Source organism: Bacillus sp. JKS001846, assembly GCF_900176455.1.
Taxonomy (GTDB): Bacteria; Bacillota; Bacilli; order Bacillales; family Bacillaceae_G; genus Bacillus_A; species Bacillus_A cereus.
This window is the reverse complement of record NZ_FWYG01000001.1, coordinates 4910304-4935202: the sequence shown is the minus strand read 5'-3', so window position 1 is coordinate 4935202 and position 24899 is coordinate 4910304. Positions and strand designations below refer to the sequence as shown.

The following is a 24899-nucleotide window of genomic DNA, read 5'->3' as shown; positions in this document are numbered from 1 at the left end:
GGTCGTCATGTTTTTTATATTTGATTCTATACGGTCTGTGAAAAAACGGTTGTTACCAAGTTTGATTATAGTAATTTCTTTAATTATTGCATTTTCTTCAGCAATAGAATTTGTTAGTAATCTTTCGGGATATCGAAAAATGATGACGGTAGCAAATAATTTATCGACTCATAAAAATTTCTATGAACTTTATGCGACGCAAGATATAACCTTGTTTAGCGAAGAAAAAGCGAAAAATGATTATCAACATTTCATGCAAGGGTTATCTAATATGATACCAATAACAAATAAAACTAATTATCTGTTCCGTAACTATTCACTTAGTTTAAAAAAAGAAAATGGAACGATAAAGACTCTTATTGTTGATAAAGATATTAATAAGTACTTTCGTATACGAATTTCACAAGGAAGATATTTTGAGGAATCGGAATTTCATAAATCAGTATTTGATATTAGACCTGTTATATTAGGGGCTAATTATATAGAAAAGGTATCTATTGGTGATGTTATACCATCTGGAAAAATGAAGCTAAAAGTAATTGGTTTTTTAGAAAAAAATTCACCATTTACATATCCTCGAAGTGGTGAAATATCGGATAATCGTATTACATTATTAGATGACATGGCGATTTTACCAATTGGAACAGAAGAAATAGAGTTCTATAGTGTAGAACTTTTATACAATGGGTTAATTATAGAAACAAATGATAAGATAAATATAAATGAACTTCAAAAGAAAGTATTAAAGGTAACAGAAGGTAAGGGTTATTCGTATTATGTTACAAATCCGAATAAATTGTTAGAAAACGAAAAACAAGGTATTGATAATATGTCATACCCCTTATTATTAAGCGGTACAGTCTTATTTTTTTCATTTCTATCTATTGTATTAACATCAATGGCAGCACTTTATATGGAGCGTAAAAATATTTCTATTAGATCAGCGTTAGGTGCAAGCACTTTTCAAATATGTCTTCCATTTATTATTGAGTATATGTTGCTATTCGTTTTAGCGATATGTATAGGCATAATGTATTTTCAATGGGAGAATAGCGGAGTAATTGAAATTCAGAAAGGGCTAGAAAATAGTATAGTATCTTTCTTTGGAACGTTAAAAGTCTCTATAGAATCATTGGTTGTTATAGGTGCTTTATCATTTGTAATGATCCTCGTTATATATGCAATCATTTATTTCAATGTACTAAAAATAAAAATACATATATGAAAGAGGTGTTATAGATGATTCAGCTCGCAAATGTGGCTAAGGGATACGGAAAGAGTAATTTTAGTGCTTTACAAGATATTAATCTTACAATAGAAAAAGGCGAAATGATAGCCATTATGGGACCATCTGGTTCTGGGAAATCAACCTTGCTTAACATTATTGGCTTAATTGATAGCCCCTCTACTGGAAAGTATTTTTTAGATGGAATGGATACGAGTACATTCAAGTCAAATTATCATAAGTATAGAAACACGGAAGTTGGATTTGTGTTTCAGAACTTTTCGCTATTAGATGATTATACAGTTGTTGAAAATGTAATGCTTCCGCTTATATATAGAAGAATTTCTCATAAGAAACGTATGCAAATATCAAAAGAAATGCTGAAAATGGTAGGGCTTGAGAGGCATATTAACAAATATCCTTACGAGTTATCAGGAGGAGAACAGCAAAGAACAGCAATAGCAAGGGCTTTAGCACAAGATACAAAAATTATACTTGCTGATGAACCGACTGGTGCTCTTGATCAAGAAAATGGGGAGAAAATTATGAGTATTTTACAAGAGATTAATAAAGAAGGAAAAACAGTGTTAGTTGTTACACATGATCAAAAGGTAGCTGCATATTGTCAGAGGACGATACGGTTACTTGATGGTTGTATGGTATAATATGGATAATGTTATGTGAAGAGGTGATACATATGGAAAATGTCTATAAAGGACTTAGGCATACTGGGTTTATTATGATGTTTATTTTTGGTAGCGTATTTTTACTTCGCTGGTTTATTCATGATGAAATGTTAATAGATCAACTTATTGGTTTTAGTGTGGGCATAGTAATGGTTATTTCATCAGTTTTCATTCAAAAGTATAGTAAAGAATTAAAGGTAGAAGAGAAGTATTAAAAGGTTATAACCTTCTTCATATTTTGGAGGTGCCTTTATAGTTTGAATGATTGTTGTAAAAGAAAAGTAGAGCATCGGATTTCGATGCTCTACTTTTTTAATGTGGTAAGAATATCAATTGATAAGCAAACAAAATTCCAAATACATATACAAGTGGGTGAACAGCACGGAATTTACCTTTTGCCACTTTCATAAGTGGATATGAAATAAATCCAAGTGCGATACCTGTTGCGATACTTGATGTAAGAGGCATGCTTAAGATTACTAAAAATGCTGGGAATGCTTCATCAAATGCGTCCCAATCGATGTGGCGAACTGAACCCATCATAAGACTACCAACGATAATTAATGATGGAGCAGTAATAGCTGATACACCAGAGACAGCACTTACTAATGGTCCGAAGAATGCTGCTAGTGCGAATAGAACAGCTACTGTAACAGTTGTTAAACCAGTACGACCACCAGCTGCAACACCAGCAGATGATTCAATGTAAGCTGTTGATGGTGTCGTTCCGAACATAGAACCAATAGTTGCTGAGAATGAGTCAGATAGAAGAGCTCGTCCAGCTTTTGGGAGTTTTCCGTCTTTCATAAATCCACCTTGTTGAGCTACCCCAAGTAATGTACCTGTTGTATCAAATAATGTAACAAGGAAGAATGAAAATACAACGCCGTATAATCCGTAGTTAATTACGTCAGATACAGCAGTAATTGGATTTGAAACGATAATTCCTTCTGGTAATCCAGGCATTGATGTAACACCGTTTGAGAATGTTAATTGTCCTGTGAAGAAAGCGATAATACCAGTTAATAGCATACCGATAAATAGTGCGCCATTTACATTTAAAGACATAAGGATAATAGTAATTCCAAGTCCAGCTAATGCTAGTAGAACTGGAGCAGAGTGAAGATCACCAAGTCCAACTAAGTTTGCATCATTTTTTGTAACGATACCAGTTAATCGTAAACCGATAAAGGCGATAAATAACCCGATACCAGCAGTAATTGCATGTTTTAAGTTTTCAGGAATTGCTTCCATTAATTTTGTACGGAAAGATGTAAATGATAGCAAAATTAAAATCATACCTGCTACGAATACAGCAGAGAATGCAATTGCGAAAGTCATGCCTTCATGCGCTTTTACAACAGAGTAAGAGAAGTAAGCATTTAATCCCATACCTGGCGCGATTGCGATTGGTAAGTTTGTAAAGATTGCCATAAATAATGTTCCGACAACAGCAGCAATAATTGTTGCTGTAAATGCTTGTTCAAATGGAACACCTGCATCTCCAAGGATAACAGGGTTTACGACAATGATATATGCCATTGTTAAGAAGGTAATAATACCTGCCATAATTTCAGTTTTAATAGAAGTTTTATGTTTTGAAAGGTTAAACATATAAACATCCTTTCTGTTTACGAATAATTTTCACAACAGTTATATATAATATTCGTTTTTTATCTATTTTGCAATAGTTTTGCATAAAAAGTTTATAACAATTCATATTTTGTGTCTTAAATTCGAATATTAATCGTAAACCGATGTGTGAATTTCAGCTTTTTATTGTGCACATGCTAAGGAAAAGGAGTTGAAAGCAGCTATGCCACAGCAAAAAAACTTTATAACAATGCCTGCGCAACATCAAAATAAGCAGCCTGGTATTGAATCATTAATGAATCCTCTACCACAGTTTGAAGATCCCAATTATAAAGGTAGCGAAAAGTTAAAAGGAAAGAATGTATTAATTACAGGGGGAGATAGCGGAATTGGACGAGCAGTTTCCATCGCTTTTGCAAAAGAAGGAGCAAATGTTGCGATTGCTTATTTAGATGAGGAAGAAGATGCTAATGAGACGAAGCAATATGTTGAGAAAGAAGGTGTAAAGTGTGTATTGTTGCCGGGTGATTTAAGTGATGAACAGCATTGTAAAGATGTTGTTCAAGAGACCGTCCAGCAGCTAGGTAGTTTACAGGTTTTGGTAAATAATGTCGCGCAGCAATATCCGCAGCAAGGACTAGAGTATATTACAGCAGAACAGCTAGAAAAGACTTTTCGTATTAATATTTTTTCTTATTTTCACGTTGCGAAAGCAGCCCTTTCTCATTTGAAGAAAGGGGATGTCATTATAAATACGGCATCTATCGTTGCATATGAAGGAAATGAAACGTTAATTGATTATTCCGCGACGAAAGGAGCAATCGTAGCTTTTACAAGATCACTTTCTCAATCGTTAGTGCAAAAAGGGATTCGGGTAAATGGTGTTGCACCAGGACCGATTTGGACACCGCTTATTCCATCGAGCTTTGATGAGAAGAAAGTCTCTCGGTTTGGGAGCAATGTCCCAATGCAAAGGCCTGGTCAACCATATGAGTTAGCGCCGGCATACGTATATTTAGCGTCTGGTGATTCTTCTTATGTTACTGGACAAATGATACATGTAAATGGGGGCATTATTGTAAATGGATAGTTTTCATTTATAAGAGCAAAGTAATATTAACTCCACTTATTATAGTGAGCGCTAGGGGGGATATAGCTGAAAAAGTTATGTTTCGTCATACTATTATTTTTCATCCTACCGGTTAGTGCTTTTGCTAATACAGATCATTTAATATTAGTGAATCTTACGACAAATCAGTTGTCTTTTTTTGAGAATGGAAATTATACAAAAACATTTCCAGTAACGACTGGAAGAGATCGTACACCTACGCCTGAAGGTAACTTTTGTATTATAACTAAATTTAAAAATAAAGAATACCATCGAAAAAAAATACCTGGGGGTGCACCGAATAATCCTCTCGGTACGAGGTGGCTTGGACTAGATAAGAATGAATATGCGATTCACGGGACAAATCGGGAATGGACGATTGGAAGTAGGGAATCAAATGGTTGTATTCGCATGCATGACAGGGATATACAATGGTTATATGACAGAGTACAATTACAAACAAAAGTAATCATTTCTCGTTTTCATACGAGCCCCGAATATGAAGCGAATAAGCTTGGTTATCGCGTTGTGAGCTGGAATAGTCGGAAAATAGAAGAAGAACAAATTGGAGTACTTACGCTAGTAGACCGCGCGGATATATATTGGCAAGAACCAAATGGACAGTTAACAAAAGTGAAAACGGTATTGCCAAATGAAAGATATCCAGTGTACTCAAAACGAAAAGATGGAATATATTATATAGGAAACAATTTGTATATTATAGATGAAACAGGAGAGAAAATTCGTTACGAGCAAATTCCTTCTTCGATTTTAAGTAATATATATAAACGGAAATACAATGTTCCGTAATGGCTACCGTTTTATAGACGGTAGCTTATTTATACTTGGAGTTTAACTGCAACTATTGTATTTTGCTGAATATAATACAGTACAGATAGGGGGCGGTTATATTATGAAAAGTGAATTTGCGTTTAAAGTTTTTTTAGTAACGACCTGTTTATTTATCGTGTATTTATATGCGTTTCTCGTCTTTTCTTTTTATGTTCCATATGTTGATTTAATATTGTTCTTCGGATTTATTTGGGCGTTTGTGAAAGCGAGGGAAGGAGAGAAGAGTATATATCGGCGCATTACCTTATGCGGGACGGCCGTTCTCGTTATTTTGTACTTTTTTATTATGCATGATTTTTGGAGGGGAATGTAAAAAGCATACGATTAATCGCATGCTTTTTTTGTTTAATATTTAGGCTTAAATGTATGACAACAAGTTTCTACACTCGTTGCTACAGAACTTTCTAGCGTCTCGTTTGTTAAAACAGCAGCTGTATATGAATCATTTTCAGTTTGACCAGTTTCATCTGCATCAGGCTGAACGATGATCGCACTTGCTTGACAAAAGTTACCTTGTCCCCAAAAAGAACAGTTGGAAACAGAACATCTTACTTCTGGCATAAAACCCCCTCCTTATACATTAGTGTGGGATTTTACACCCATTTCATGTGTAGAAGGAGTTTCCTTTTCTAGTTACTTTTTCGTTTGCTCAAGCCATTCTTTTAATTTATCTTTCGGCTGTTCACCGCTAATACGGCTCACTTCTTTGCCATCTTTAAAATGAATGATTGTTGGTGTTCCTTGAATTTTATATTCATCCCAAGGAGCATCTAATTTTTCAATATCCATAACTTTCATATCAACGTTTAAGTCTTTAGCCATTGGCACTAGGACAGGAGATAATTTTTGGCAATGAACGCAAGATGTTTGATAAAAGTATACTGTTTCTTCTTTTTTCTCTTTTAAGTTCTTTTGAAGATCTGAAAGAGAGATTTTATTTGTGTAGTAGTCAGGACCGTTTGTCTTACTTTCAGTAGGATTATCAATCTTTTGGCTAGTAGCATTTTTTTCTTCCATTTGTGTGACAGCGAAAATTGCTACGAACAAGGCGATAATAATACCACCAAATATAAGCATTTTTTTCATTCTTTCATCTCCTTATTTGTTTTTGATGACAATAAAGCTACAAACAGCGATTGTAATAAAGCCGATAAGTGCTAAAAACGGGATTGTAATAAAACCAAACCAGTTTATAAATTCTCCGGTGCAGGGTACACGACCGCAAGCTGCTCCAGCAGCTGAAAACGCTGGGACTTTTTGAATTGCATAGTGATATAAAGAAATACAAGCACCAATACTTGCAATTGGTAAAGAATAACTTGCGATGCGATAATCTTTTTTTGCTACAGCGATACCGAGCCATAAAACGAATGGATACATAAAAATACGTTGATACCAACAAAGTACACAAGGCTCAAATTTCATGATTTCGGAAAAATAAAGACTTCCCAGTGTAGCGATAAAAGAAGCTCCCCATGCGGTAAGTAAAGCATATTCTTGCTTTTTTTCTCGTCCCATATTTTATACCTCTCTTATAATAGTTACATACTAAATTATAGTATGAAGTGGTATGGAAAAGAAAGAAAAAATATGTTTATCAATAAAAGTTTTATGAGGAGAAACTTTTATTGATATAAAAATTTAAAAAAAGCGCCATTCTCCGGAAGAGAATAGCGCTATAGTTTACATTTGAATTTGTTCTACTTCTTCTACATGCGACTTTTGGGATGCGTGGTCAATATATTGAAATAGGAGCTGCAATTGTTTATCAACTTCTGGCAGTTCCTTGCTGTATTGATAAGCGTGTAAAAAATGCTCAATACGCTTAGAAAATAATTGATCGTTCGTTTGAACCATGAGAACGAGTAATTTATCCCAATTACAGCAATACGTGTAATAGAGAGCTTTATCATAGTCGTTATATGTTTGCACTGTGTACCCTCCTTACCGAGAGTTATATATAGTGTGTGATAAGTAAGGAGAAATACACTTGAAAGAATTTGTTAAGAAAAAATGAGAATGAAAAGAAAAAACGAGGAATTCCCTCGTTTTTTAAGCTTTTGGCATTGGCGTAGGTGTTGGTTTGCCATAGCCTTCTTTGTATTTATTATCGATATAGTTACGAATTTCAAGCGTTGATTTTCCTTTTTGTTTCATGGAAGCAGATTCAACTGCAATTTCTAGGCAATTGACGCAAGTCGTTGCATGGGAGTCCCAAACAACTTCACCATTCTTTTTAATTTCACGAATAAAGCAGTTTTTATTATTTTTATGTCCTACACTTTCACCGCAACCACAATAGCATGGAATCCAATCTAATAGCTCTGCATTTTGTCCAGCGACGGTGTAGATATCTTTCATTTGTGGATCAAGCTTATCTAGGAAGGTTGGAAGTGTGTCGACTCCTTTTGTTTTCTCTTGAATGTCAGCTTGCTGAGTGTGCGATGCGTGGTCATGTTCTTCTTGTTTTGATTCAGAAGATTTTTGGTCATTTGTACCAGTACTTCCGCATCCAGCAAGAATTAAGCTTAGTACTGCAAGTAAAGAAAATACATACTTTTTCATTCGCTTGTCCCCTTTACAAATGTATTAATCAAATTGTATCAGAGATTACGGTGTATCGGTTGAAGATTTTTTTGACTGATTTTTGAAGCGCCATCTTAGCGAATGGAATAGAAATAAAATTGGGATATAAGCGTATACAATATATAAACCCGCTTGAGATAGTACGGTATTTAATGTGTTGATACTTTCACGGTTTGTGAAAAGTAGAGAAGCTGAAAATATGATGAAAATAAAAAACGGTAATGTAAATTTAAATGAAATATGAAAGGAACGCTTCATCGTTTGACATGATGACCAAATGGTTAAGCAAAGGTTTGGTAAAATAATTAAAAACCAAACGAAAATAATAATATATTCAAAGCGCTGAATAAAAGGAACTTTAATTATTTTTAACATCGTTAAAGTAGGCCAAATAGTACGGTTTAATTGTCCCTCGCTGTAATACATAAAAGATACGATAGCTAAAACTACATAAATTAAGGTGCTAAAAGCAATTCCAGCATGGGCCCATCTTTTTAAAGATTTTCCTTTTTCAATAAAGGGATAAAAGATAAGAATTGTTTCAAACCCTAGAAATTCCAATGCAGAGTGTTTTGCAGATATAAGCATGTCAAAAGGTGAATGTGTAAAAATAGGTAAAATATTACGAAAATGTGCATACTTCATCGGATAGATTAAAAAGAATACAACGAACATAGGAAGAACAATACCCCAAAAACATATCCCTGTCACAGAACGGAAGCCACCTTTTATAATGTAGTAAGTGACTAATAAAAACATAAGCGTAAGTTTCCATAACTTAATGGTAGGGAAAATCCAAACTTGTATCACTTCCATATATGTACGAAGAACAGTAAGGCAAAATAATAAGCAATAAAGAGTGAAAATTACAGAAAATATAGAGCCAACCCATTTTCCAAAGGTTGTTGTATGAATACTAATTAAATCTCCGTCTTTTTCAAGCATTTTTAACATACAAAACAGTACAATATGAGTTGCAATACCTGCAATAATAAGAGAAATCCAAGCATCATAACCTGCATTTTTCAAAATTACACGTTGATATCCGAGAATTCCTATACCAATCTGGAGAGAATGCAATAAAATAAATGCAAAATATGGAGATACTGTCTTTGTTTTATTCATTGTATTCATTGCTTATTTCACCTCACTATTCTCCGATTCCAGATTGTACAATATTAAGATCTAAATTTATATCTACCGCTACATTTTTATACATATTTCGAATTTGTTTTATATTCCATTTTCTCGTATGGCTTCTAATTTCATCTCGTATTCCTAACGGATCAATTTCCTTTTCTTGAAATTGTTTTATTAAATCTTCACAGTCTTTTTCGACATTTCGTTCAATTTGTTTTTTTATATAGTTGATATTTGTTTCTTTTCTTAAATCAATCCAATTAGGAGAGTTTTTAATTAATCCATTTAATTTTAAATGGATTTTTACTTTTGGTATGTCGCCAGTTTGATCTATATCATATTTGTTTTTCCCAGCTAAGTTTTGTATCACAACCATACCTTTATGTTTATCCTTTTTTATTGCTGCTTCGTAACGTCCATTTTTCGTAGGATTAATAAGTAATTTTGCTAAAACAGAATGTCTTTTATCCGTATACATGACGACTTTATCGCCTTTTAAAAAGGCAAGTCCTTTGACAGCGACAGAATGATTATCGTCCATTTTAATATAAGGAACATAGGCATCACATACAGAAGAGTAATAATTATATAAAAAAATGTTTAATTCAGTTTGTGGAATGTTCTCATTTCTTATATTTTGCTCGAGTAAATCAGCAATATATAAAGACCCATTTTTTTTCCCGTAATTTAAAAGCTCTTCAGCCGATCCATCTACAATTGCTAGTTGCACATCACGCCCGATATTTGGGTCACGTTGTAAGTTAGTAATAATCTCTCCCATTCCGCGTTCCCCTAGAGCCTTTCCAAATAGGACGACACGCATTTGACCTACAACAACATTGTGAGGAGATTTCGCATTTAATCGTGAAGCAATTGTTTCAAGTGAACGGGCAGATGTTGTTTGCGTCTCTGGTTTAGACTTTACACCATGTGTGTACTCTGGGAATAGAATAGTTCCTTGGAATTTTTTGTTTTTTGTGATGTCAAATCCAGCAATATGAATAATACGCTGTGCATCCACTATATACGTTTGTGTACAGCCAGTTTGTAAAACGAAGAAGATAATGATAAGGTGCAATAAAATTTTTTTCATTCATTCTTACCATCACGTTTTTGCTTCGATTTGTTTGGATTGTAGCGCCATTTTGATTTTGGTCTAAGAAAAGAAGGTCTTTGTGCCGTTTGACTAAATGGTAATCGAAGAAAACCTTCTGCTGTACCTAAACCACGAAATGGATATAAAGGTAACAAATAAGGTGATCCAAGCGATTTTAATTTAATTAAATGAGCTAAAATAAATACAAATCCGACAGCGAGGCCTAATCCTCCGAATGCACCGGCTAAGAGAATAAGCGGAAAGCGTAACAACCGGATAGTAGAAGACATCTTTACAGTCGGTGTTGTGAAAGATGCAAGGGCGGATAAAGCAACTGCAATTAATAAAATTGTACTTGTTAAAGCTGCTTCAACAGATGCTTGGCCAATTACAATCCCCCCAACAATCCCGATCGTTTGTCCGACTTTTGTTGGTAAACGCGCCCCTGCTTCACGAAGCAATTCGATTGTAATTTCTAAAAAGAGTGCTTCTAGAATAGGAGGAAAAGGTACGTTAGCTCTCGAGAAAATAATAGGACCTAGTAGATCGGCAGGGATCATTTGATAATGATATGTTAAAGCCGCTGTATAAATAGCGGAGGAAAAAAGAGAAAATATAGCTCCGAAAAAACGAATAATACGAAAGAACGATCCAATCATCCACGGTAAATAATAATCTTCTGGTGAAATGAAAAAATCCAGTAACGTTGTTGGTCCTGATAAAGCATATGGAGAACCATCTGTTAAAATTAAAACTTCCCCGTTAATTAATGCAAATACAGCTCGATCTAATCGTTCTGTAGGTAATAGAACAGGAAAAGGTGAATTGCTATTATCACTAATAAATTGCTCAATCATAGTTGAATCAAATGGGACATCAAAGTCAATGTCTTCTAGCCGTTGAATTGCGGTGTTGACAAATTGTTCATTTGTAATTCCTTCTATATAAGCAACTGCTACTTTTGTTTTTGATATAGATCCGACGGTAACTTCTTTAAAAATGAGTTGCTCCGTTACGATATTTCGGCGTAATAAGTGGATATTTGTATCAAGGTTTTCAACGAAACCGATTTTAGGCCCGATTACGCTATACTCATTTTCTGTATCGTTATATAATCGTTTTCCTAAAACAGTACTTTCGGCACGAATTAAAGCATATTGATCAGGCTTCGAATTGTTTTTTAAGCGTATTAAAATATATCCACCTAATAATTTTTCACGAATATCATCAATAGAAGGGGAGGTAATAATGTCTTCAATAGAGATAATATTACATAAATCAGAGATGTTTTGGATTTGTTCCGATTCCTTTTTTATAGGAGTTAAAATGAATTGTTTAATAATAAGTGCTTCCACGACAGATTTATAATAAAACAAGCACAACGTTTCATCTTTAAGTATGTTATAAGAGACAAAATCGCTTGATTCTTTCATGGTTTGTATAAATTCTGGGATAGAACAAAGTGTTTTTGTATTAGTCTTTTTTGATTTCTTAGATGATAAACCGAACATTTTCTCACCCCTAACTTACATCATTTACTTGTGTTAGTTTTTGGGAAAGACGGGAATTTATACTTAAAAATTGAAAGTTCATAAAGAAAAGGAAGAGTAGTGAAAGCCTCTTCCTTTTTAGCATTTTAATTTGTTTTTTGTTCTTTAATAGACTTCACTAATTTCATCATTTCCGCTCGTATATCTTCTCTTTTTACATTTAATTTTTCGGCAATTTGTTTAATGTCCATTCCATCTTTTTTCATTTTTAATACATCATCAAGAGGGGTATTGCTTTTTTGAGAGATGATTGTTAACACAGTAAGATGACGCAATTTGATGTTATATTCTTTCATTTTTTGCTTTAGCTGATCAGGTGTGGATTTTTGCATAGTTGCTAACTGTTGTAGCAGTGCTTGCTTTGTTTCTTTATTCATATGATGCTTTTTCAGCTTACTTGGATCTACACCGAAATGCTCGGCTGTTTTCTCCCAAGATTTATTTTGCTTATAGTAAGCTAAAACATCTTTTATTTCTTTATTACTAATTCTTGCAATATGAGCAGCTTTCCAAATTTCATGTTTGTTATAGCCGAGTTTTTCTAGCGATTGCACTTCTTCTGGAATTGGTTTATGGTGATGCATTGTTACTTCTTTTGGTGTGGCAGCGGATGTAGGGAAGGTGGATATCCCGCATAATAATGCTGCCATAGTCATACAAACAGCGATTTTTTTGTACATGAAAACTCCTCCTAGATGGATAATGTAGAAAACTGTACACATATCATTTCCATAAAATGTGAAATACTTGTGAACAAATCAAGTTTTTTTATTCACAGTATGAAATGACGTTTTTAGAAGTTTTCCAACATAAAACATTGATTAATAGTAAAAAACTAAGGTATAATCGAAATTGAAAATCAATATCAATGATGACGATAAACTTATACATATAGATAAAAATAAGGGAGAGATAAATATGACTACATATACTTCCATCGCTAATGTGATTAAAGAAAGACGCTCTGTTCGTACATTTACAGACAAAGCAGTAGAAAAAGATTTATTAATTGAACTATTAAACGATGCAACATGGGCACCAAATCATAAGCACCGTGAACCATGGAATTGTAAACTATACATCGGAGAAGGCCGCAAGAAATTAGTAGATGCAGTATTAAACTCTTTTACGGAAGAAGAAAGAGCGAAACGCGGTAAAATTTTATCAGATCGTTTTTTAAGCACGCCTGCACAAATCGTTGTATATATAAATGAAGATCCGCGTCAAATTCAACGTGATGAAGATTATGCTGCAACATGTGCATTCATGCAAAACTTCCAACTTCTTGCTTGGGAACGCGGATTAGGTTGCGTTTGGAAATCAGGCGGATTAAACTACAATCCATTATTTATAGAAGGAATCGGTTTAACAAGAGGCCAACGTATCGTTGGAATTCTTCATATCGGCTATTTCGATAAAGCGCCAGAAGGAAAAGCACGTACTCCGATTACGGAGAAGATGGAGATTATTGAAGGTTAATAGATGAGACATTCTCGTTTTTGCGGGGGTGTCTTTTTATTATGCAATCAATCCTCATGAAAGCTTGTTCTTCATCATACACTTTCTTAAGGGAAAGTGTAAGGAGGGAAAATAATGAGAGCAAGTGACGATAAAGCACTGCAATATGCGATTGCGGAAATTACGGAAATTGCGACTGGATTTGGGCTTGATTTTTATCCGATGCGTTATGAAATATGTCCAGCGGAAATTATTTATACATTTGGTGCATATGGGATGCCGACAAGGTTTTCACATTGGAGTTTTGGAAAACAATTTTTCAGAATGAAATTACAATACGATTTAGGACTTAGTAAAATATACGAACTCGTTATTAACTCTGATCCATGTTACGCCTTTTTATTAGATACGAACTCTTTAATTCAAAACAAATTAATTGTAGCGCACGTTTTAGCACACTGTGACTTCTTCAAAAATAATATTCGTTTTTCAAATACGAAGCGAGATATGGTAGAGAGTATGGCCGCAACAGCGGACCGTGTGAAAGCTTATGAGCATAAGTATGGAAAAGCAGAGGTAGAAACATTTTTAGATGCCGTACTTGCCATTCAAGAGCATATTGATCCGTCGCTTATGCGTCCGAAGCTCGCATGGAGTATTGATGATTTAGAAGAGGAAGAAGTAGAAAAGAAAAAGGTATCGCAATACGATGATTTATGGAATTTAGATAACCGAAATAAAAAACAAGAGCGCTCTAATATACGTAAAAAGAAGAAAATCCCACCGCAACCAGAGAAGGATTTACTTCTCTTTATTGAAGAATATAGCCGTGAGTTAGAAGATTGGCAGCGTGATATATTAACGATGATGCGCGAAGAAATGTTATATTTTTGGCCGCAGCTTGAAACGAAAATCATGAACGAAGGCTGGGCATCCTACTGGCATCAACGCATACTTCGTGAAATGGACTTAACCTCTGATGAAGCAATTGAATTTGCGAAACTAAATGCAGGTGTCGTTCAGCCATCAAAAACAAGTATTAATCCATACTACCTCGGTATTAAAATCTTTGAAGATATTGAAGAACGGTACAACAATCCGACTGAAGAAATGAAACGACGAGGCGTAAAACCAGGATCTGGCCGTGACAAAATGTTTGAAGTACGCGAAATCGAATGGGATGTATCCTTCTTAAGAAACTACTTAAATAAAGATCTCGTAATGAGAGAAGATATGTATTTATTCCAGCGCCAAGGAAAAGAATATAAGGTAATAGATAAAGAATGGGAAAATGTACGTGATCAGCTCGTAAATATGCGTACAAATGGTGGCTTCCCATACTTAGTAGTAGAAGACGGAGACTACTTAAAAAACGGAGAGTTATACATTAAACATAGTTACGAAGGAATCGAGCTCGATTTAAAATATTTAGAAAAAGTATTACCATATCTTCATCAACTATGGGGAAGAACGGTGCATATGGAGTCCATTGTGGAGAGTAAGGGCGTTGTGTTTTCTTATGATGGTAAGATGGTGCATCGGAAGTATGTGTGAGGGGAAGAACGGACATAGGATACTGTGTCCGTTCTTTTTATTTGGAACCAAGTTAAATATGCTATTCTTGAAAAAAGGGAGTTATATAGAGAAATGGAGTGATTTAAATGAGCAAAATAGGGGTATGTAAGGTTGATATTACGCCGCCTGTAGGTATTGATTTTGTCGGATATCATAGAGAGACAGGAATAAATAATATTGAAGAGCGTATTTATGGGACAGTTTTTGTATTTGAAAAAGATGAAATGAAAACTGTGTTTATAAGTATCGATAATATTGGGATATTAGTAGAAGATACGAATATGATCCGTGAGCGAGTAGCAAGTGGGCTTCATGTGCCATTTGAGCGAATAACGGTTGTTTATACTCATACGCATTCCGGTCCAGAGACAGTCGGTGATGATCCGCTAGTGCAGTCGTATAAAATGATTTTAGTAAATAATGTAGTACATGGTGCTGTTACTGCAAATAACAATTTAAAACGATGCGAAGTTGGATGGGGTGTTACGACAGGTGATATCGGTGTAAACCGACGAGAGAGAACATCTGATGGAAAAGCAAAGATGGGAACAAATATTGAGGGTGTTGTAGATAAACGAATTGGCATGTTGGCAATCAGAAATGCTGAAACAAAGGAGCTATCTGGGATTATAGTATTTTGTACTGCGCATCCGAATGTTTTAAAAGGTGATAGCGATGAATTATCAGCAGATTATCCTGGAATAACGAGAGAGATTCTAGAGCAGATAGTGAACTGCCCTGTTATTATTGTTCAAGGTGCCGCTGGAAATGTGAATGCGAAATATCGCGGTTCAAGGGAAGCGTTAAAACAAATGGCTTACATACTTAGTGGACATGTATTAACGATGTTACCAACAGTTACATATAGTCCAATTGTAAAATTAAGGACAGTTTCAAGTATGATGCAAATGAAGTTGAAGGATATTCCTGAAATTGATGAGATACGAAGCATGGCTCGATTAGCCGAGAAGCAGTGGGGCGTGAATACGGATGAATGGCTTGCTATCGTATTAGAGAAATATAGGCAAGGTATTCGGAAGTTACGTATAGATTTAGAAGTTCAACTGTTTCAAGTTAATGATGGTATGTTTTCAGGTATACCGATGGAACCTTTTTCAGAAACTGCCTTAGCAATGAAAGAGAGCCTTCAAAATGAATTGGCTTTCTTTGGTGGATATATGAACGGATATCTTGGTTATTTACCCACAAAAGACGAATATGCATATGGCGGATATGAAGTAGAATTAAGTCCTATTGTGTATGGAACAGTTACAAATTTGTTGATGCCACCGAGAGAGAATACTGCGGAGTTGATTGTGAAGAAGGTTATGGATTTATGTAATAAGGTGAAACTTTAATGAGACAGATTTTTGAACGCAGAGTAAATAATATGACTAATTGTTTGATTTTGTTAAGTCAATGTAATTAATAATGATAATCACTATTGATTACGTTGACTTCTAAAAAAAGAAAAACTAGAATTTATAAAGGGATCCTCAATTGTTTGCTATCACTTGTATAGGAGGTAAGTTATGTTGTATAGCTTTATTTCTATAAGATATATGTTGGCTCTTTATAGTTTTGGTGTTCTTTTTATCTTTTTTTGTATAGTATTTTTGATGAATCAAAAGGTGTATGCAGAAGATGTACCGTGGACATCGGTTTCAAATGAGGGAGAACGTGAACTGTTTCAAGAACAATTATTGTATAGTAATGATCGAAGGGGAGAAGATCTTGTTTCGCCCTCATTTGAAGGGCGAAAACATGGTGGGGAAGATTGGGGATACTTATTAAGAGACAGTAATTTTAATTATCCATCTAATATCCTTACACATTCTGTAATAGAAAGAGATGATCGAATTAGAGTTACTAATACAACTTTGTATCCTTATAGGGCTATAGTACACTTAGTAATTCAATTTAATGGACAAGAGGTTTATGGGTGTACAGGAGCGCTAATTAGTAAAGATACAGTATTTACAGCTGGGCACTGTGTTTACAATAAAAAGCTTGGTGGATGGGCAAAAAATGTTATTGTGACTCCTGGTAGAAATGGAGACCAAGCACCGTATTTGCCTTATAGTTGGACAAAGCTTTATTCAGTAAGTGGATGGACTGATGATGGAGATTCGGAATTTGATTATGGAGCCATTAAATTAAATGGATCTCCTGGAGATTATACAGGTTGGTTAGGATATAGAACTACTAATGTAGAGTCTCCAAAGGGATTACTCGCAGTAGTTCCAGGGTATCCATGTGATAAAGTAGGAAATGAAAAATATACTATGTGGACAGATTATGGACCAATTGAAGGCACTAGTCCTAGAATTTTAACATATAGGATGGACACTTATGGATGTCAAAGTGGAGCACCTGTATATCATGACTATTCTCATACGGGTGTAACAATAATAGCTACCCATACAGTAGGAAGTAATTCTTGGAATTCTGGAAACCGGGTGACAGACGATGTTTTTAATAATCTTAAAAAATGGTCTGAATAAATATAATAAGCTTTTATGGATTTTATTTTGTGTATTGGTCATAATCGTAATGACTAGTTATATAGTAAATAATGAAAAGAAGTTTAGTAAGGTTGTTAATTCTGTAACTTTTCACGTGAAAAATAAAGAAAAACAGCCAATAAAAGATTTTGAAATTATACTTATGAAAGACGAATCACCTGAACCCAGTAAAGAAATTGGGATCTCAATAGGGAAAACAGACGAAGAAGGAAAAGTTATTTGGAGGAATGTGAGAACGGGAAAATATATCGTATTTTTGCCAAATAACGAGACGCAGATGGTTATGATTAATGATAGAGATGCAACGAAAAAAATAAATATATCATTGTAGAAAAAGAGTCCATTGGGATTCGTTTTCTCAGGTTGTGGCATTAAAGAATTTTACGTGGAATGGATTTAACCTTATGTGAAGAAGCTATTGATTTTGAAAATTTAAATACAGGTGTATTTAAATTTTCAAAACACGTATTTATACATTGGTTTAATCGTGCAGAAAGTTATAGAACTATACGCAAAAGAACTTGGAGGTATCTAAGTTCTTTTTTATTTGTTTCAAATTTGTGAAAGAAAGACATATTGATTGAAATTAAATTTTTTATACTCTATCATATACCCATACAGGTATAGGTTTTTGTTTAATGCATGAGGAAATTAAATAATAAATAACATGGAGGTTTGAAATATGTCTAGAAAAATTGTTGTAGTAGGCGGAGTTGCTGGCGGGGCATCAGTAGCTGCAAGGCTTCGTCGTTTAAGTGAGGAAGATGAAATTATTATGGTTGAACGCGGTGAATACATTTCGTTCGCAAACTGTGGATTGCCATATTATATTGGCGGTGTCATTACAGAAAGACAAAAGTTATTAGTACAAACTGTTGAAAGGATGTCAAAACGTTTTAATTTAGAGATACGTGTATTGAGTGAAGTTGTAAAGATTAATAAAGAAGAGAAAACAATTACGATAAAGAATGTAACTACAGATGAAACATATAACGAGGAATATGATGTTTTGATTCTTTCACCAGGGGCGAAACCAATTGTTCCACCTATTCCGGGCATTGAAGAAGCGAGGGCGTTGTTTACGTTACGAAATGTACCTGATACAGATCGTATAAAAGCGTATATTGATGAGAAGAAACCACGTCATGCGACGGTTATTGGTGGAGGATTTATTGGAGTGGAAATGGTTGAGAATTTAAGCGAACGCGGGATTGATGTTACTCTTGTAGAGATGGCGAATCAAGTAATGCCACCAATCGATTATGAAATGGCAGCATACGTACATGAACATATGAGAAATCACAATGTTGAGCTTGTTTTAGAAGATGGTGTAGATGCGTTAGAAGAAGACGGGGCTATTGTACGTTTAAAAAGTGGCTCAGTTATAAAAACAGATATGATTATTTTAGCAATTGGTGTACAACCAGAGAGTAGTTTAGCGAAAGAGGCAGGATTAGCATTGGGAGTTAGAGGAACGATAAAGGTAAATGAGAAATTTCAAACATCTGACCCATATGTATATGCAATTGGTGATGCGATTGAAGTGAAAGATTTTGTTACAGAAATAGAAACGATGATTCCTTTAGCGTGGCCAGCTAATCGTCAAGGTCGCATGTTAGCAGATATTATTCATGGTCATACGGATTCTTTATATAAAGGTACGATGGGAACTTCTGTGGCTAAAGTTTTTGATTTAACAGTTGCTTCGACGGGCGTAAATGAGAAAATATTAAAACGATTAAATATACCCTATGAGGTAGTACATGTGCAGGCGAATTCGCATGCGGGATATTATCCGAATGCTACGCCAGTGCTAATAAAATTAATTTTTAATAAAGAAAGCGGAAAAATTTATGGAGCGCAGGCGTTAGGGCGTGACGGTGTAGATAAGCGTATTGATGTTATCGCAACGGCAATGAAGGCAAACTTAACTGTAATCGATTTGCCGGATTTAGAATTATCATATGCCCCGCCCTCTTCTTCTGCAAAAGACCCAGTAAACATGGTGGGGTATGCGGCAAGTAATATAGTAGATGGTTTTGTGGACACAGTGCAATGGCATGAAATAGATCACATTGTTAAAAATGGTGGATATCTTATTGATGTTCGAGAGCCTAATGAACTAAAACAGGGAATGATTAAAGACTCTATTAATATTCCGTTAGATGAATTACGTGATCGATTGGATGAAGTGCCAATGAACAAAGAAATATATATCACTTGCCAACTTGGTATGAGAGGGTATGTTGCAGCGCGCATGTTAATGGAAAAAGGATATAAGGTAAAGAACTTAGATGGTGGCCTTAAATTATACGGAACAGTAGTACCAGAATGTGTTGTATATTAATATTTTTTCATCTTCCACTTCAAAATTTGATGGAAAATGAAAGCCTATATAGTAAGGTTTCACTTCTTGTTTTGTGAACATATAAGATAAATATTAAAAATAGGGGTTTACAAAATACCCTATAGGGTATAATATATTGTCATAGGTTATAAATAGTGACATAATGGTAATGAGGTGATTATAGGATGGAATATAATCAAGATATGAAAAATAGATTGAAACGTATTGAAGGTCAAGTTCGTGGTGTGCTTCGTATGATGGAAGAAGGAAAAGATTGCCGAGAGGTTATTACACAGTTAACGGCATCTCGTTCTGCCCTTGATCGTACAATTGGGCTCGTTGTTGGGACTAATTTAGAGCAATGTTTGCGTGAACAGTTTGAAAGTGGTAATGGTTCAAATGAAGAGTTAATTAAAGAAGCTGTTCAATTACTTGTAAAAAGCCGATAATCTGTCAAATATAATTGTTGACAGATTTTCAAAAACATTTTAATATACCCCTACAGGTATATGCATATAAGTTGTGGAGGAATCAATTATGAGTATAAAAGTGGATATGAGTTTAGATTGTAAAGGGTTGGCTTGTCCGATGCCGATTGTGAAAACGAAGAAGGCGATAGAAGGATTAGCACCAGGGCAAGTGATTGAAGTTCAGGCAACAGATAAAGGATCTACGGTAGATATAAAAAGTTGGGCGGGTAAAGTAGGACATCAATATATCGGGACGAAACACGAGGATGATGTATTGGTGCATTATGTTAGGAAAGCAAACGAGCATGAAGTGAATGAAATTGTGAAATATCCACATACAATTACGAATGCTGAATTACAGTCTATATTGTCTCATGGAGAAGAGAGCATTGTATTAGATGTTCGCGAAGCAGCGGAATTTGCTTTTGGTCATATTCCATCCGCCATTTCGGTACCATTAGGTGAATTAGACAGCGCAGTATTAGATAAGACGAAGCAAATTTATGTTATTTGCCGAACTGGTAATCGCAGTGATATAGCTTGCCAAATGTTGAAAGAGAAAGGTTATTCAAATGTGAAAAATGTCATTCCAGGTATGTTAGAGTGGCAAGGGAATATAGAGAAATAAATTTTTTTGAATAAAAATATACCTATGGGGGTAATAGAGTGAGTGTTAAACCGTTACAAGCAAAAGATGTGGCAGAGAAAGTGTTATTCGGAGAGTTATTCATTTTAGATGTTCGTAATGAGGCGGATTATGAAAATTGGAAAATTGAAGGGAAACAAGTTTCTTCTATTAATAGACCTTACTTTGACTTGTTAGATGGTGTAGATCATATTGTAAGTGAATTACCTAAAGATAAAGATGTTTTAGTAGTATGTGCAAAAGAAGGGTCTTCTATATTTGTAGCAGAGCAATTAACAGAGGCTGGATTAGAAAATATTTATTATTTAGCTGGTGGCATGAAGGCTTGGAGTGAATATGTAAAGCCTATAAAAGTTGGAGATTTAAAAAATGGTGGAAGTATGTATCAGTTTAACCGCCTTGGAAAAGGCTGTTTATCTTATATGGTCGTTTCAAATGGTGAAGCAGCAGTTATTGATGCAGTAAGAACAGTTGAAGCATATGAAGAATTTGCGAAAGAGCATGGCGTTACGATTACGAATGTAATGGATACACATTTACATGCAGACCATATTTCCGGAGGACGTAAGTTAGCGGAAAAGGTAGGTGGTACGTATTGGTTACCACCAAAAGATGCAGAGGAAGTTGTTTTCTCATACGAACCGCTTGTTGAAGGATCTGTTATTACGGTGGGGGGTACTAAAATTGTAATTGACGCATTATACTCACCAGGGCATACGATTGGAAGTACGTCATTCATTGTAGATGATTCTTATTTATTATCAGGCGATATTTTATTTGTAGATTCAATTGGGCGTCCTGATCTTGCTGGTAAGGCTGAAGATTGGGTGAGTGATTTACGTAATACTTTGTATAGCCGATATAAAGAGCTATCTCAAAATTTAGTTGTGTTACCGGCTCATTATTCAAAAATAAGTGAAATGAACGAAAGTGGTATCGTTAGTGCAAAATTAAAAGATTTATTTGAGCATAATGCAGGATTAAATATTGAGGATGAGGGAGAGTTCCGTAAAGTTGTAACAGAAAACTTACCACCTCAGCCAAATGCATATGAAGAAATTCGTCAAACCAATATGGGTAAAATTCACCCAAGTGTGGATAAAGAGCGTGAAATGGAGATTGGTCCAAATCGTTGTGCAGTGCACGAATAATGAAATAAATAAAAAATGGAGGAATTGATGATGAATATAAAACAAGTGTTAGATGCGAAAGGTTTAGCATGTCCAATGCCGATTGTAAGAACAAAGAGAGCAATGGATGCTCTACAAACTGGAGAAGTGTTAGAAATACATGTAACGGATAAAGGGTCAGTTAAGGATATTCCAGCGTGGGCAAATAAAGGTGGTCATGAAATCGTAAAGCATGTAGAAGAAGCTGATGTGCTGAAATTTTGGATTAAGAAGGCGTAGTAAAGAAATAATTTTATAAATGTAGAGGGGGAGTTATATGAACACAATATTAAGTACGCTTTTCATTGTACTTGCTACATGGTTTGTTATTTCGCGCTTTTTACCAGTGAAAGGTGTGCAAAATATCAGCGGAAAAGAATTAAAGAATATAGTGGAAAAAAAGGGGAAACAACTTATCGATGTTCGTACAGTAGGTGAATATAGAGGAAATCATATGAAAGGATTTCAGAATATCCCGTTAAATGAGTTAGCTAGTAGAGCAGGTCAGTTAGATAAAAATATGGAAGTAATCGTTATTTGCCAAAGTGGAATGAGAAGTAAGCAAGCTGCAAAGATGTTGAAAAAACTAGGGTTTCAGCAAGTAATAAACGTTTCAGGTGGTATGAATGCTTTGTGAGGAGGGACTTTAAAATGAAAGAAATGACAGCAAAAGAATTAGAAGAAAAATTGTTACGTAAAGAAGCAGTAAATATCGTGGACGTATGTGAAGTAGAAGAAGTAGCCGAAGGGAAAATTCCAGAAGCGTGTAATATTCCACTAGGACTATTAGAGTTTCGTATGCATGAGTTGGATAAAAAGAAGGAGTATATTATCGTTTGTCGTTCTGGCGGAAGAAGTGCACGAGCAGTTCAGTTTTTAGAGAGCTACGGTTTTCAAGCAATTAATATGGTAGGTGGTATGTTAGCATGGGAAGGTAAAGTCGTATAGTACAGGGATACATGATTTGAGCCTTTTTATAAATGATAAAATACCCCTATAGGTAATCGGAGGGAGAACAACATGGAACAACAGAAGAAAACAACAATCGTTTTATTTAGCGGAGATTATGATAAAGCAATGGCTGCTTATATTATTGCAAATGGTGCAGCGGCGTATGATCAAGAGGTAACTATTTTTCATACTTTTTGGGGATTAAATGCTTTAAGGAAAGATGAGCATGTGAAGGTAAAGAAAACTTTTATAGAAAAAGTGTTTGGAAAAATGATGCCACGCGGTGCGGATAAGATGGGATTATCAAAAATGAATTTTGCAGGTATGGGACCAAAGATGATTAAAGGTATTATGAAAAAACATAATGCGATGCCTTTACCAGATTTAATCGATTTGGCGAAAGAACAGGGGATTAAACTTGTCGCTTGTCAAATGACAGTAGATTTATTAGGGTTAAAAGAGGAAGAGATTATGGAAGGGGTAGAGTTTGCAGGAGTAGGAGCTTATTTAGCAGATGCTTCGGATGGGAATGTAAACTTATTCATTTAATTCATCTTCTTTCTAGAAGGGAGGGGATGTAAGATGAGCTTAGTCGTATTACTTTTTATAATTGGATTTATAGGATCGTTTATATCAGGAATGGTTGGAATTGGCGGTGCGATTATTAATTATCCGATGATCTTATACATTCCGGTATTGCTAGGATTTTCTGGCTATACATCACATGAAGTGAGCGGTATTACAGCGGTACAAGTATTCTTTGCAACTTTTGCAGGCGCTTGGGCATACCGGAAAAGTAATGACATGAATAAAACGTTAGTTATGTATATGGGAGCTAGTATATTAATAGGAAGCTTCATAGGGAGTTTCGGTGCTAACATATTAGAGGAACATACAGTCAATGTTGTTTATGCAGCATTAGCTACAATTGCAGCTATTATGATGTTTGTACCGAAACAAAATAATAGTGGAGATGTGAAGTATAATAAATGGTTAGCAAGCTTGTTAGCGTTCGTTGTAGGGGGAGCTTCAGGCATTATAGGAGCTGGAGGTTCGTTCCTTTTAGTTCCCATTATGCTAGTTATTTTAAAATTACCACTGCGCATGACGATCGCAACATCTATCGCTATTACGTTTATTTCCTCAATAGGGATTACTACAGGAAAAATGGTTACTGGGCAAGTAGTTATCATTCCAGCTCTAATTATTGCGGTTGCCAGTATATTTGCTGCGCCACTTGGAGCACGAGTCGGGAAGAGGCTAAATCAAAAAGTACTGCAATATGTATTGTCCACTTTAATTGTAGGCACTGCTGTTAAAATGTGGATCGATATGATATCAAAATAAAAGGATGGTGCTGCTTACAGCCCATCCTTTTATTTATTGCCCGTAAACCTAACGGATTATAGTTTTACTTTATGCCCAAATAACTTTCATTAAGTTTTTATATTCGTCATTTGCTAATTTATATAGCATTCTCGTATGTTCAAAGACAAGTGCTGGATTAAAGTTTGGTTCTGAGAATGCAAGAGATGTTGAAATATCAATTGCATTTTGCTTATTTAATGTGAATTTTGCAAAGCGATAAGATGTATTTAATTCATTGATGACATGTAAAATATCATTTGTTGATGTTGCATCAGGCACGTGAGCAACATTGAAGCAGTATATATCCACCGTAGGATGTTCGTTTTGGAAAGCAGCGATAAGTTGAATCTTTGCGCCAGCTTCAGTCTCTAATCCTACTGAAAAATGAACAGAGCCATCATTTTCATCTATATTTTCTTCCATGTATATATCGTTAGATTTTAAGTAGTCTTTAAAATCTGAGATGTTATGTTTTACTGCAGCTTTCATATGTATGAGCCCCCTGATAATTGGAATAGATTGCTACTATTTATTATAATTTAAAAATATTAAAA

General features: G+C 34.9%; 30 protein-coding genes and 1 pseudogene. 20 read left to right on the top strand and 11 right to left on the bottom strand.

The annotated features are described in order from the left end of the window. The first annotated feature begins 7 nt into the window (after positions 1 to 7). The 3 genes and pseudogenes from B9A45_RS26440 (at position 8) to B9A45_RS26430 (ending at position 2126) form a co-directional block, all read left to right on the top strand. A pseudogene (locus B9A45_RS26440) lies at positions 8 to 1239 on the top strand (ABC transporter permease). Beyond that, positions 1240 to 1890, top strand: a complete 651-nt coding sequence (locus B9A45_RS26435) for an ABC transporter ATP-binding protein (RefSeq protein ID WP_000615295.1) — start codon at positions 1240 to 1242, stop codon at positions 1888 to 1890. Between the two features lie 32 nt (positions 1891 to 1922). Further along, the gene (locus B9A45_RS26430; RefSeq protein ID WP_000432806.1) at positions 1923 to 2126 is read left to right on the top strand and encodes a hypothetical protein; all 204 of its coding nucleotides are present in this window, start codon (positions 1923 to 1925) and stop codon (positions 2124 to 2126) included. 97 nt (positions 2127 to 2223) lie between these two features. On the opposite strand, the gene B9A45_RS26425 is transcribed toward B9A45_RS26430, so the two are convergent. Beyond that, entirely contained in the window at positions 2224 to 3525 is a 1302-nt protein-coding gene (locus B9A45_RS26425; RefSeq protein WP_000482710.1) for an NCS2 family permease, read from the bottom strand. Between the two features lie 202 nt (positions 3526 to 3727). On the opposite strand from B9A45_RS26425, the gene B9A45_RS26420 reads away from it, so the two are divergent. The 3 genes from B9A45_RS26420 (at position 3728) to B9A45_RS26410 (ending at position 5777) form a co-directional block, all read left to right on the top strand. Beyond that, entirely contained in the window at positions 3728 to 4594 is an 867-nt protein-coding gene (locus tag B9A45_RS26420; protein ID WP_084065470.1) for an SDR family oxidoreductase, read from the top strand. A 66-nt stretch (positions 4595 to 4660) separates the two neighbouring features. Then, positions 4661 to 5422 (top strand): L,D-transpeptidase, encoded by a 762-nt coding sequence (locus tag B9A45_RS26415; RefSeq protein ID WP_025118307.1) that lies wholly within the window; start codon positions 4661 to 4663, stop codon positions 5420 to 5422. A 103-nt stretch (positions 5423 to 5525) separates the two neighbouring features. Further along, positions 5526 to 5777 (top strand): hypothetical protein, encoded by a 252-nt coding sequence (locus B9A45_RS26410; protein WP_000834195.1) that lies wholly within the window; start codon positions 5526 to 5528, stop codon positions 5775 to 5777. 32 nt (positions 5778 to 5809) lie between these two features. On the opposite strand, the gene B9A45_RS26405 is transcribed toward B9A45_RS26410, so the two are convergent. The 9 genes from B9A45_RS26405 to B9A45_RS26365 all read right to left on the bottom strand — a co-directional run bounded on the left by B9A45_RS26405 (position 5810) and on the right by B9A45_RS26365 (position 12516). Beyond that, positions 5810 to 6025, bottom strand: coding sequence for a DUF1540 domain-containing protein (locus tag B9A45_RS26405; protein WP_001115481.1), 216 nt, complete (start codon positions 6023 to 6025; stop codon positions 5810 to 5812). Between the two features lie 72 nt (positions 6026 to 6097). Further along, on the bottom strand, positions 6098 to 6550 hold the full coding sequence (locus tag B9A45_RS26400; RefSeq protein ID WP_000738450.1) for a thioredoxin family protein: 453 nt from the start codon (positions 6548 to 6550) through the stop codon (positions 6098 to 6100). 12 nt (positions 6551 to 6562) lie between these two features. Next, positions 6563 to 6982 carry a disulfide formation protein C gene (locus tag B9A45_RS26395; protein ID WP_000532264.1) on the bottom strand — a complete coding sequence of 140 codons (420 nt, stop codon included), beginning with the start codon at positions 6980 to 6982 and terminating at the stop codon, positions 6563 to 6565. Between the two features lie 165 nt (positions 6983 to 7147). Next, positions 7148 to 7396: a YhdB family protein gene (locus B9A45_RS26390; protein ID WP_001195459.1), complete on the bottom strand. Its 249-nt coding sequence runs from the start codon at positions 7394 to 7396 to the stop codon at positions 7148 to 7150. 120 nt (positions 7397 to 7516) lie between these two features. After that, on the bottom strand, positions 7517 to 8029 hold the full coding sequence (locus B9A45_RS26385) for a PCYCGC domain-containing protein (RefSeq protein ID WP_000761029.1): 513 nt from the start codon (positions 8027 to 8029) through the stop codon (positions 7517 to 7519). 45 nt (positions 8030 to 8074) lie between these two features. Continuing rightward, entirely contained in the window at positions 8075 to 9184 is a 1110-nt protein-coding gene (locus tag B9A45_RS26380) for a GerAB/ArcD/ProY family transporter (RefSeq protein ID WP_016109274.1), read from the bottom strand. Positions 9185 to 9200: 16 nt separating this feature from the next. Further along, positions 9201 to 10283: a Ger(x)C family spore germination protein gene (locus tag B9A45_RS26375; RefSeq protein ID WP_000722248.1), complete on the bottom strand. Its 1083-nt coding sequence runs from the start codon at positions 10281 to 10283 to the stop codon at positions 9201 to 9203. Further along, on the bottom strand, positions 10280 to 11797 hold the full coding sequence (locus B9A45_RS26370) for a spore germination protein (protein ID WP_084065467.1): 1518 nt from the start codon (positions 11795 to 11797) through the stop codon (positions 10280 to 10282). Before B9A45_RS26370 ends, B9A45_RS26375 begins: the two co-directional genes overlap by 4 nt. 125 nt (positions 11798 to 11922) lie before the next feature. Further along, positions 11923 to 12516: a hypothetical protein gene (locus B9A45_RS26365; RefSeq protein WP_141531462.1), complete on the bottom strand. Its 594-nt coding sequence runs from the start codon at positions 12514 to 12516 to the stop codon at positions 11923 to 11925. Positions 12517 to 12754: 238 nt separating this feature from the next. Here B9A45_RS26365 and B9A45_RS26360 point away from each other — a divergent pair, with 238 nt between their 5' ends. From B9A45_RS26360 to B9A45_RS26295, 14 genes are all read left to right on the top strand, one after another. Beyond that, entirely contained in the window at positions 12755 to 13315 is a 561-nt protein-coding gene (locus tag B9A45_RS26360) for a nitroreductase family protein (protein ID WP_000214819.1), read from the top strand. A gap of 114 nt (positions 13316 to 13429) precedes the next feature. Beyond that, positions 13430 to 14848 (top strand): stage V sporulation protein SpoVR, encoded by a 1419-nt coding sequence (gene spoVR, locus B9A45_RS26355; protein ID WP_001202701.1) that lies wholly within the window; start codon positions 13430 to 13432, stop codon positions 14846 to 14848. 107 nt (positions 14849 to 14955) lie between these two features. Further along, on the top strand, positions 14956 to 16227 hold the full coding sequence (locus B9A45_RS26350; RefSeq protein WP_084065463.1) for a neutral/alkaline non-lysosomal ceramidase N-terminal domain-containing protein: 1272 nt from the start codon (positions 14956 to 14958) through the stop codon (positions 16225 to 16227). Positions 16228 to 16401: 174 nt separating this feature from the next. Further along, positions 16402 to 17373 (top strand): trypsin-like serine peptidase, encoded by a 972-nt coding sequence (locus B9A45_RS26345; protein WP_142263093.1) that lies wholly within the window; start codon positions 16402 to 16404, stop codon positions 17371 to 17373. Further along, positions 17339 to 17725, top strand: coding sequence for a YbfJ family protein (locus B9A45_RS26340; protein ID WP_000478588.1), 387 nt, complete (start codon positions 17339 to 17341; stop codon positions 17723 to 17725). The genes B9A45_RS26345 and B9A45_RS26340 overlap by 35 nt, the downstream gene beginning before the upstream one ends. 351 nt (positions 17726 to 18076) lie before the next feature. Continuing rightward, complete coding sequence (cdr, locus tag B9A45_RS26335; protein ID WP_084065461.1) at positions 18077 to 19741, top strand: CoA-disulfide reductase; 1665 nt, start codon at positions 18077 to 18079, stop codon at positions 19739 to 19741. 185 nt (positions 19742 to 19926) lie between these two features. Next, complete coding sequence (locus B9A45_RS26330) at positions 19927 to 20190, top strand: metal-sensitive transcriptional regulator (protein ID WP_000456206.1); 264 nt, start codon at positions 19927 to 19929, stop codon at positions 20188 to 20190. Positions 20191 to 20278: 88 nt separating this feature from the next. Beyond that, the gene (locus B9A45_RS26325) at positions 20279 to 20839 is read left to right on the top strand and encodes a sulfurtransferase TusA family protein (RefSeq protein ID WP_000023957.1); all 561 of its coding nucleotides are present in this window, start codon (positions 20279 to 20281) and stop codon (positions 20837 to 20839) included. 38 nt (positions 20840 to 20877) lie between these two features. Continuing rightward, a complete protein-coding gene (locus B9A45_RS26320; protein WP_084065458.1) occupies positions 20878 to 22008 on the top strand; it encodes an MBL fold metallo-hydrolase in 1131 nt (376 codons plus the stop codon). A gap of 27 nt (positions 22009 to 22035) precedes the next feature. Further along, complete coding sequence (locus B9A45_RS26315; protein ID WP_084065456.1) at positions 22036 to 22266, top strand: sulfurtransferase TusA family protein; 231 nt, start codon at positions 22036 to 22038, stop codon at positions 22264 to 22266. 37 nt (positions 22267 to 22303) lie between these two features. Then, the gene (locus B9A45_RS26310; protein WP_063535703.1) at positions 22304 to 22663 is read left to right on the top strand and encodes a rhodanese-like domain-containing protein; all 360 of its coding nucleotides are present in this window, start codon (positions 22304 to 22306) and stop codon (positions 22661 to 22663) included. Positions 22664 to 22677: 14 nt separating this feature from the next. Continuing rightward, positions 22678 to 22974, top strand: coding sequence for a rhodanese-like domain-containing protein (locus B9A45_RS26305; protein ID WP_084065454.1), 297 nt, complete (start codon positions 22678 to 22680; stop codon positions 22972 to 22974). Between the two features lie 72 nt (positions 22975 to 23046). Next, on the top strand, positions 23047 to 23526 hold the full coding sequence (locus B9A45_RS26300; protein ID WP_000437728.1) for a DsrE/DsrF/DrsH-like family protein: 480 nt from the start codon (positions 23047 to 23049) through the stop codon (positions 23524 to 23526). Positions 23527 to 23559: 33 nt separating this feature from the next. Further along, positions 23560 to 24324 (top strand): sulfite exporter TauE/SafE family protein, encoded by a 765-nt coding sequence (locus B9A45_RS26295; protein ID WP_000060715.1) that lies wholly within the window; start codon positions 23560 to 23562, stop codon positions 24322 to 24324. Between the two features lie 69 nt (positions 24325 to 24393). Here B9A45_RS26295 and B9A45_RS26290 read toward each other — a convergent pair whose 3' ends face one another. After that, entirely contained in the window at positions 24394 to 24834 is a 441-nt protein-coding gene (locus B9A45_RS26290) for a hypothetical protein (RefSeq protein ID WP_000642362.1), read from the bottom strand. Positions 24835 to 24899: the final 65 nt, after the last annotated feature.